This window comes from Komagataeibacter xylinus NBRC 15237 (genome assembly GCF_001571345.1).
GTDB classification, from domain to species: domain Bacteria; phylum Pseudomonadota; class Alphaproteobacteria; order Acetobacterales; family Acetobacteraceae; genus Komagataeibacter; species Komagataeibacter xylinus.
The window spans coordinates 40,023-47,964 of sequence record NZ_BCTP01000023.1; the positions used below are offsets into that span (position 1 = coordinate 40,023).

The 7,942-nt window shown below is 56.0% G+C and carries 6 protein-coding genes and 1 pseudogene; 5 read left to right on the top strand and 2 right to left on the bottom strand.

From position 1 onward, the window contains the following. Window positions 1-5 precede the first annotated feature (5 nt). Both GXY01S_RS10325 and GXY01S_RS10330 read left to right on the top strand, forming a co-directional pair. Window positions 6-2,336, top strand: coding sequence for a DotA/TraY family protein (locus GXY01S_RS10325; protein WP_082770831.1), 2,331 nt, complete (start codon window positions 6-8; stop codon window positions 2,334-2,336). A gap of 24 nt (window positions 2,337-2,360) precedes the next feature. Continuing rightward, on the top strand, window positions 2,361-2,858 hold the full coding sequence (locus tag GXY01S_RS10330; protein WP_061274786.1) for a hypothetical protein: 498 nt from the start codon (window positions 2,361-2,363) through the stop codon (window positions 2,856-2,858). A gap of 405 nt (window positions 2,859-3,263) precedes the next feature. Here GXY01S_RS10330 and GXY01S_RS10335 read toward each other — a convergent pair whose 3' ends face one another. After that, the gene (locus GXY01S_RS10335) at window positions 3,264-3,800 is read right to left on the bottom strand and encodes a hypothetical protein (protein ID WP_061274788.1); all 537 of its coding nucleotides are present in this window, start codon (window positions 3,798-3,800) and stop codon (window positions 3,264-3,266) included. Next, window positions 3,797-4,804, bottom strand: a complete 1,008-nt coding sequence (locus tag GXY01S_RS10340; RefSeq protein WP_061274790.1) for a thioredoxin domain-containing protein — start codon at window positions 4,802-4,804, stop codon at window positions 3,797-3,799. Before GXY01S_RS10340 ends, GXY01S_RS10335 begins: the two co-directional genes overlap by 4 nt. A 991-nt stretch (window positions 4,805-5,795) precedes the next feature. On the opposite strand from GXY01S_RS10340, the gene repC reads away from it, so the two are divergent. The 3 genes and pseudogenes from repC to GXY01S_RS18155 all read left to right on the top strand — a co-directional run. Then, on the top strand, window positions 5,796-7,157 hold the full coding sequence (gene repC, locus GXY01S_RS17195) for a plasmid replication protein RepC (RefSeq protein ID WP_255210420.1): 1,362 nt from the start codon (window positions 5,796-5,798) through the stop codon (window positions 7,155-7,157). Window positions 7,158-7,219: 62 nt separating this feature from the next. After that, window positions 7,220-7,492 (top strand): DUF2312 domain-containing protein, encoded by a 273-nt coding sequence (locus GXY01S_RS10350; RefSeq protein WP_061274794.1) that lies wholly within the window; start codon window positions 7,220-7,222, stop codon window positions 7,490-7,492. 326 nt (window positions 7,493-7,818) lie between these two features. Beyond that, window positions 7,819-7,942: pseudogene (locus GXY01S_RS18155) on the top strand (IS5/IS1182 family transposase); the annotation flags it as partial.

The following is a 7,942-nucleotide window of genomic DNA, read 5'->3' on the forward strand; positions in this document are numbered from 1 at the left end:
GAATCATGATTGCTTTCCGTCGCCATGTGCTGGCACTTCTGACGCTTCTGTGCCTCTCGGCTGCCGCCCTGCCCGCCATGGCGCAGACCGTCGTTGCGACCGGATCCGGCGATTCAAGCGGGAGCACCAGCTATAATGTCACCTGGGATCTGCTCGATCCCGGAGACGACTGGGCGGCCCAGGTCATCCGGAGCGTCTTCCCGGTGTTTGGTCAGACCACGTCGGCACCGAGTATCGGAAACGAAGCGACAGTCATCGGCACGATGATCGGGTGGTTTTCGGGATTCGTCATGGCCTTCGCAATGGCCGTGGTCAGCTATATTTATTTCATGAACATTCATCGCGGCGCGGAGACTTCGCAGCTTCTCGGAAACAATCAGACCAGTATGTCGATCGTGCGGATTGGTGTCGCGGCCGTGCTGATGTGGCCACTTCCGACCACCGGCTTCAACGCTGCCCAGGCTGTAGTTGTGCAGGGATCGCTCTGGGGCATTGGCATGGCAAAAGTCGTTTACGACAAAGCGAAGCAGGCGATCGGTCCGGACGGCAAGGTCATCGCACAGCCGCTTATTCCCGGCACGAAAGGGATCGTCACAGGTCTTGTGAAGAATGAATTCTGCCGCGCACTTCTGAATATCGCCTCCAACAACACCAGCCTTATCGTCGCACCCACCGGCCAGACTGTCCTGTCGGTCACGGGCGGTTCGACAGGGATTATCAACTATTCCTATGACATGGCTGCCGGCACCAGTGATGGTACACCAGTTTGTGGCTCCGTCAGTCTGCAGGCTCCCAATACTGGGGTCGTAAATCTTGCCGGATTTCAGGTCGATCAGGCGGGTATGCAAAGGCAGGTGCTTGATTCTGTACTGCTCGGAGACATTCGCGGTCAGGTGGAGCAGGTGGCGCAGAGTTACTGGGAGACAAAGAAAACATCCTCTCTCGCCCCGCTCATGGCCATCATAGTCAAAGCGACCAACGATTACACTTCGCGGCTGACGACGCAGGCGGCTCAGCTGCGATCAAAGCTCCAGGACACGGTCAACAATCAGACACTTGCGCTCCATCAGTGGGGTATTTCGACAAACGGCGATTCCGTTAATACGAGCAATCAGATGGATAATCTCGGGTGGACCGGCGCAGGAGCCTATTATCTGGAATTCGCCCGTCTGAACGGTCAGACCCTTTCTCTGATGACCGCGACGCCGACGATCATCACTCCGTCCTATTCGGGAATTGGTAGCTATCTCGCCTCTGACATCGCCCCTCTCGTCCAGTCAGCGGACACATTCATGGAAAACATCGACAGCATGGTCGCCACGCAGGACGGGATGAGCGCACCAGGCGGCAACGCGGATCTCTATTCGGGAGCGATCCCGGGTGGTGACGGTGCCGGCGTCCTCAACCAGTTGTTTCGGGCGCTGCATCTGAACGATTACGCTCTGCAGATCGTCACGGGATTCATTGAGCCGTCCGGGACGGATGGGTACTGGACCGATCCGTTCGGCAATCTGATGTCGCTTGGTAACTGGATGATCACCACTTCCCTGATCACCATGGGAACAGCGTCGATCCTCTCCTCGACGGCCGGGACGATTGGCATCGGCGTCACCTCGCTTCTCAGCGGAAATCCAGGCGGGGCACTTGCCGCTGGTGCCGGACATGCGCTGATGCACTTTTTCGGCGCGCCGATTATCGGCGGCTGTCTGGCGATGCTCATGCCGGGTCTGACTATCGCCTATGTCATCCCGATGATCCCTTTTGTCATGTGGATGTTTGCTGTCGCAGGCTGGTTAATCATGGTGTGTGAATCGGTGATAGCGGCCCCTTTATGGATGCTTGCGCACATGACCATGAACGGCGAGGGTTTGCATGGGCATGCGAAACAGGGATACGCCCTGCTGTTCAACGTCATTTTCCGCCCGGTCCTGATGCTGTTCGGGCTATTCCTCGGTTATTTCATCTTCGACTCAGTGTCGTGGCTGATCCATATGTGTTTCGGGATCGCGGCCGGCCTGATCCTGTCAAATGGCTGGATCGTCACAAACTTCCTCGGCATGATCATGCTGGTCAGCCTGTTCGTGATGATTCACGTGACGCTGGCCTTCATTTCATTCCGGATGATCTCGATCCTGCCGCAACGGGTGCCGGCCATGATCGGCTTTGGCGACGTGGACCGGGTGGACATCGACCAGTTCAGCCGGGACGCCGCAGTCGTCGGCATGGCGGGCACCCTGATGTCCATCCAGCAGTCGCTGAACACCGAAGACGGTAAAAAAGCAATACCGCATGGCCCCAACAATGGGATAGATACGACAATGAAGAAGATTGCGTGATCCAGGACACGGGGAGAGCCTGAGATGTTCGGTGGGAATGGAATGAATGGCGCGACCGGGTTCATCCTGGGACGGATGTCGCGCGACTACAGTGACAGCCTCGGGCGTGCGATCCAGAGAACTCTTTATGGATCGCCCCCCTCACTTGCCGATCAGGTACAGGAACAGGCAGGTCTGATTGCGCGACTGAGAACGCTGCTCAGCCGCGCCAATACCCGCACCGAAGAGCTCGACAGAAAAGTAGGCGAATGGGAGGAATACGCCGACTTTCAAAAAACAAAGATCAGTGCACTGGAAACACGGGCCAGTCGGGCGGAAGCGCGCGAGGCGCAGTTCAGGACTGACCTTCAGGCGGCCGGTGAACGCGAAAGTCGCCTGGCCCATGCTCTCGCAGCGGCGCAGGACGATTATCGGCGCTTAACCGACGAGCATAAAACACTGGCGACTAAAGCCGAGACTATGGAGAGACGAATTCGCGGCTATCTTTCCATGGAAGCCAGATTGAGAAAATTGGAAGAGTAGTCGCAAGTTCTTCCCGCATCATGGTCTCCTGTAAAAAGGAGACCTTTCGTGAAACATTCCTTCTTTCTTCCGCTTGCCCTCTCTCTCGGACTTTCAGCGTGCAGCTCTGGAAATGTATCGTCGGCGGCGCACGTCCACGGTCCGCAGGCGCCTCCCACAAAACAAGCACGTTATGATCCTAATGCGGCCTATGGGTCGGCGCGGGCCGTGTGGACACCCCCGACCTACAATCGCGCTGGCACAATCGTGCGCCCAGACGATCCCCGGACCACCCAGGGTCGTGAGGACTACGAGCATGCGTCCTGGGCAACGGGTGCCGAGGGAGGAGACGCCAGCGCACCGCCGGGTACATTCTGAGATCTTGTTGACTATGGGGCCGCCAGCAACGAGCTGGCGGCGTTTGGTCTAGGGCTTGCGGGGAAAGAGATTGTCTGCCGTCGCCAGAAACTGAGTTGCGGAACCAAGGTGGCGTTCCCGGATCTGCCAGTTGAGCCACGCGTTCTGAAACGCCACCAGTGCCAGGAAAAACCAGAAAGGGGCGAATTCGAGCGCAGCCAGAAGCTGCGTTCCTCCCCAGCGAGACAATGACATCTCCACGATCCAGGCAACAATCAGAGCGAGATCGAGTGCCCCGGCACAGACGGATCGCGCATATGTCTGGCGCTGGCGCTGGTCGAGGAAGATAGTCACCGCCCGCGCTTCCACTCCATATGTGGCGGCGGTCGCTTCGACGTCGATCCGGCCTCCATCGGTGATATGGAAATCGGGAACCGAGGTTCCTCTTCCTGCGAGTGCCTTCCACAGGATTTCGATCAGTGAGGCGTTCTTCTTCAGATCGCGCCAGGCGATCAGGTTGCGTGGATCACCAATCACAAGTCGGGCAAGCTGCCGTGTTCTTCTGAAAAAGCGCGGCTTGCGGTCTGGTCCGGCTCCGGCACTCATTGTGACACCGAACTGATGAACGCCTCGACATCACGTGGAACGCCGTCCAGTCGCCCGGTCTCGCCATTTCTGCGTGTCCAGATGAAAGTCGGGGTTCCGGCGAGCGCCAGCTGACGGGCAATCTCGCTGTTGTGGGCAAGTTTCTGTGGGCTGTCGGGAGACGGATTATCGGCCTTCTCTCCAAGCCGGCCGCTTATCCATGCTTCCGCCATTTCGCCCTCGGGAAATGACAGCATTGACTTCGCATTGATCGTGCTCGCGCCGTGATCTTCGTAATCGAGAAGAGATAGCGGAACCACTTTCAGGCGGATCCTGCCGGCACCGATTGCAGGCTGTAACGCCCGCATCGCCCTGATGGAGTAGATGCACTGAGGATCTATAAACATGACGGCCTCAGGAGCTGACGGCACTCCCAGCGAGCCCCCTGAGAGGTCTGCCAGGCCAGACCGCGTATTCGCATGGGAGGAGCTTGCAGACACCGTCACCGCCGGCACCGCACCGGGTATATCCCTGATCTGGGCTTTCGTGAGATCTTTGCCAGTTGCGTCCCACATACGGGCTGCGACCGCTGCCTGACCATCCGGAGTGGCATAAACGACCTGAAAGCGATTTCCGGCCTGGACGAACATGCCTCTGATCCCGTGTGAGGGAACCAGATCACGCGCACGGCCGCCAGCATAATGACGCAGCATGTCGTAAGGCACGGGTATTAACGTGCCGCTCAGGATGACCTTGTGATCTGTGGGGGCGAAGAAGACGAGGATCTCGCCTTCTCCTATGTGAGCGATACCGGTTTCAAACCCGTGCAGGTTTGGCTGCATCTCGACGGTTGCGCCTCGCGCCCCCAGATGAGCGATCGCATCAGAGTCGCCGTGACCGTGCTGCGATGGCCCCGGAAGCCTGGGCTCCGATGGAGATTCCAGCGAAAGCGGTTGCGCACATTGCTGGGCGAAAGCCGATGAACACGCCAGAAGGGCAAACGGAAAAAGGTAAACAGGTCGCATATCGGGCTCCGGACAATATGAATGTCCTTTACGTTTCGATCATGCGACTTCACCGCGAAAATTTAGGCTTGCCGAACACAGAATAATGGCTCTTCCCACGCGCCTCCTGGAGGGGAGTTTGACTCTGCAGTTCGCGGAACATTCTCATATTCCCCTTCAAGCTCATCCGTCAGCATTTGGCTTACAAGCTCATTGAGGAGAGTGAGACGCAGTCGCAACGGGTGGGAATTCGGGTAATCTTTGAGGAGCTGCTGTCCGTGTTCGCGGCACAGAAGAGCTGCCCTTTGCAGTGCGTCGATTGAGTCGTGACCCGAGAGACGAAGCGATCGAGATGACGTCAGGTGTTCTACCTGCGCCGCAAGCGAAAAAACGGCATCAGCTAAAGGTGCACATAGTTTCTGTGACGAATCATCCTTAATGAGCGCGAAGCGTAACCTGAGTTCGTCGAGTATCATGTGGTCCCCGCGAAGCTTGAGCCTTAACGAATAACGAAAACAGGCGCACAAACAACGGTCACGCGTGATACAGAACTGCTAGATGCGCCCTACTATACTGTTGCAGACTTATGACAATTACGCATAGAGCGTATGTCGAAACTGAGTGTCAAAACAAAGAATCACAATTGCATCGTCAAATCTACATAAATCTTAACGGATCGTAAAAAATGTGTGCGGATAATTTCGGAGTGTTGCGCGCGCGAGTCTTGTAGCCCTTTGGAGCCAATTCTCGCTCCACGAAGTTGTTAGTCGCATGATTCCCCCACACTCCGAAGATGCCCCATGGAAACAATGGGCAACGCCTGAATCGTCTCGGCCTGACTTGATAACTTTACACTGTCGGCCGAAAGTTACAGATGGCCGAATCTCAGGCCGATTTGGAGGATTCGAGATGACGTAACGAATAGCTTACCCCAAACGCCAAAAGCCCCGCTTTCGCGAGGCTTTAGGACGTAAAGCTCGAAGCCGAGCCTGTTGGAAGGTCATGGTCGTGGTTGACACGACCTTCCAACAGAATCGCAAAAAAGGCAAGCTTTTCTTGCAATGGGTTTTTGCGTCCTGATGCCAGGCAGGAAAGCGGCAATTCTCACGTTTGTCGCGAACAGAAAAACACAATGATTACAGAGACGTATCAGCCTCATGGGGGGCTGCGGCGGATTACGCCTGCGATGCTTGCTGCTCAGGTGCAGGCACAAGCGATGCCGATGAGCGGGATTGCTCGCGGGGAAATTTTACGAGTGCTCCGCCTAGCGAGGTCAGCGGTCGGACTGACATGCCAACAGGCGGAACTGCTCGCTTATCTTTCGAGCTGGACCGACCCTGAAGACTGGACTGATGAGGATGGGGAGCCGCTGTGCACAGCTCGTAATCTCGACATCCAGGAAAGATTCGATCTCGGACGCACTCGTGTGAAGGAGCTTTTGCGGGGGCTCGCGGAAGCTGGATGGATAATCCATAGGGACAGTCCGAACGGCCAGCGTTACCTCAGGCGCTCACGGAGTAGTAGAAAGGCTCTGTACGGTTATGGAATCGATCTTTCGCCGCTCTCACGGCGCTATCCCGAATTGGCCCATGCGGCGGCAGCTCAGGAAGAACGTAGAAGGGAAGGACGTCGTCTTCACAAGGAGGTAATGGCTCTAGCACGTCGTATCTACGCTTTGTCTGAAACGTGTCTCGAAGTCGGGCTGCCGATGACAGATGCGAAGCGCGTTGCTCTTGAAGCAAATCGCCTCACCCAGTTGCGCGGGGAGGATCGCAACCCGGAGATTTTGGAGCCGATCCTTGCGCGGTTAACGACGCTGCAACAGGAGCTTGAATTTGCAATCCAAGCCGCCAATCCTGTGGAAAGTGACCCCATGGGGTCGCCCGAGCGCCCCCACTATACTACTACAAAACCAGATCATATAGCTTACGCTACAGTAGGCGGAACCGGCTGCGCCGGTAAGGCTCATGAAGCTACGCGTAGTCGATCTTCCGAACCACGACGGGCAACTGAATCTGCGCTCAAGGGCTTCCGAGCCACCCCCACATTCCTTCTGCAGCTAGTTCCCGCACTTCGGGACATTTGTCAGACAGATCGTCCCAACGAACGTGAAATACTCGATGCTGTAGCGCTTCTGTGCAACTCGCTCGGTGTCTCAACTCACGCTTGGAAGCAGGCGATCTCGGTTCTGGGACCGTACGAGGCCGCCGTGGCGGTGTGTGTTATCGCCGCACGACATGCAAAGGGCTTGGTAAAATCGGCAGGAGGCCTGCTGCGAGCTATGATTACCCGCCATTCTAAGGGTGAACTTGCTCTCGATCGTTCGCTTTATGGATTAGCCGATCAGATCAAAGCATCTGCCGCTGTTCATTAGTGCTGTACGAGGTCGCATGTTGCTTCAGCAATATCTGGCCGCACAGCCAGAGGACGGCAAAAATGTTGCATGACGATCAGGACGCCCGGGAGGATCACGCGGTTGGAGGAATCGCAGCCGACCGGCTGCGGTCAATCATTGAGCGCGTCGAAAGACTGGAGGAAGAAAGGAAAGCTCTTTCCGGAGACATCAAGGATATTTTCTCTGAAGCGAAGTCGACCGGCTTCGATGTTAAAGTAATTCGTCAGATTATCCGTATTCGAAAACAAGAGCCCGCTGAGGTGGAGGAACTAGAAACTCTTTTACAAATCTATAAGCGCGCACTGGGGATGTAACTATGGACGACATTCTTCAAATATCCGGTGCTGCACTGACTTTGATCGGCGTTACTGTCCTAAGGGTCTGCGTCAACCCAAAACACAAATCCTCGACAACGAGGCGGCGACGGCGTAACGGCAATACCGATTATGCGGGCTTACGGGGAGAAATGAACATTATCCGGAGCATCAATGAGTTAGGCACATCCTGCCTTCATGATGTGATCTTGGAAGACGATCGTGGGCTCACGCAGATTGACCATCTGGAGGGTTCTAAAAACCCCCTGGTTTTGAGGTCTTCTGTATGATTCTATTTCTTCTGCGTTGATTGAGGGAATGGCGATATGAAGCAGTCTGGTTTCTTTGATGTTGAAGAGCGTCTTGCCCGGCTGAGTGGGCTTGGCGATCAGCTCGAAGCGTTTTCCCGGACTGTGGATTTTGAAGCGTTCCGTCCTGATCTGGACAAGG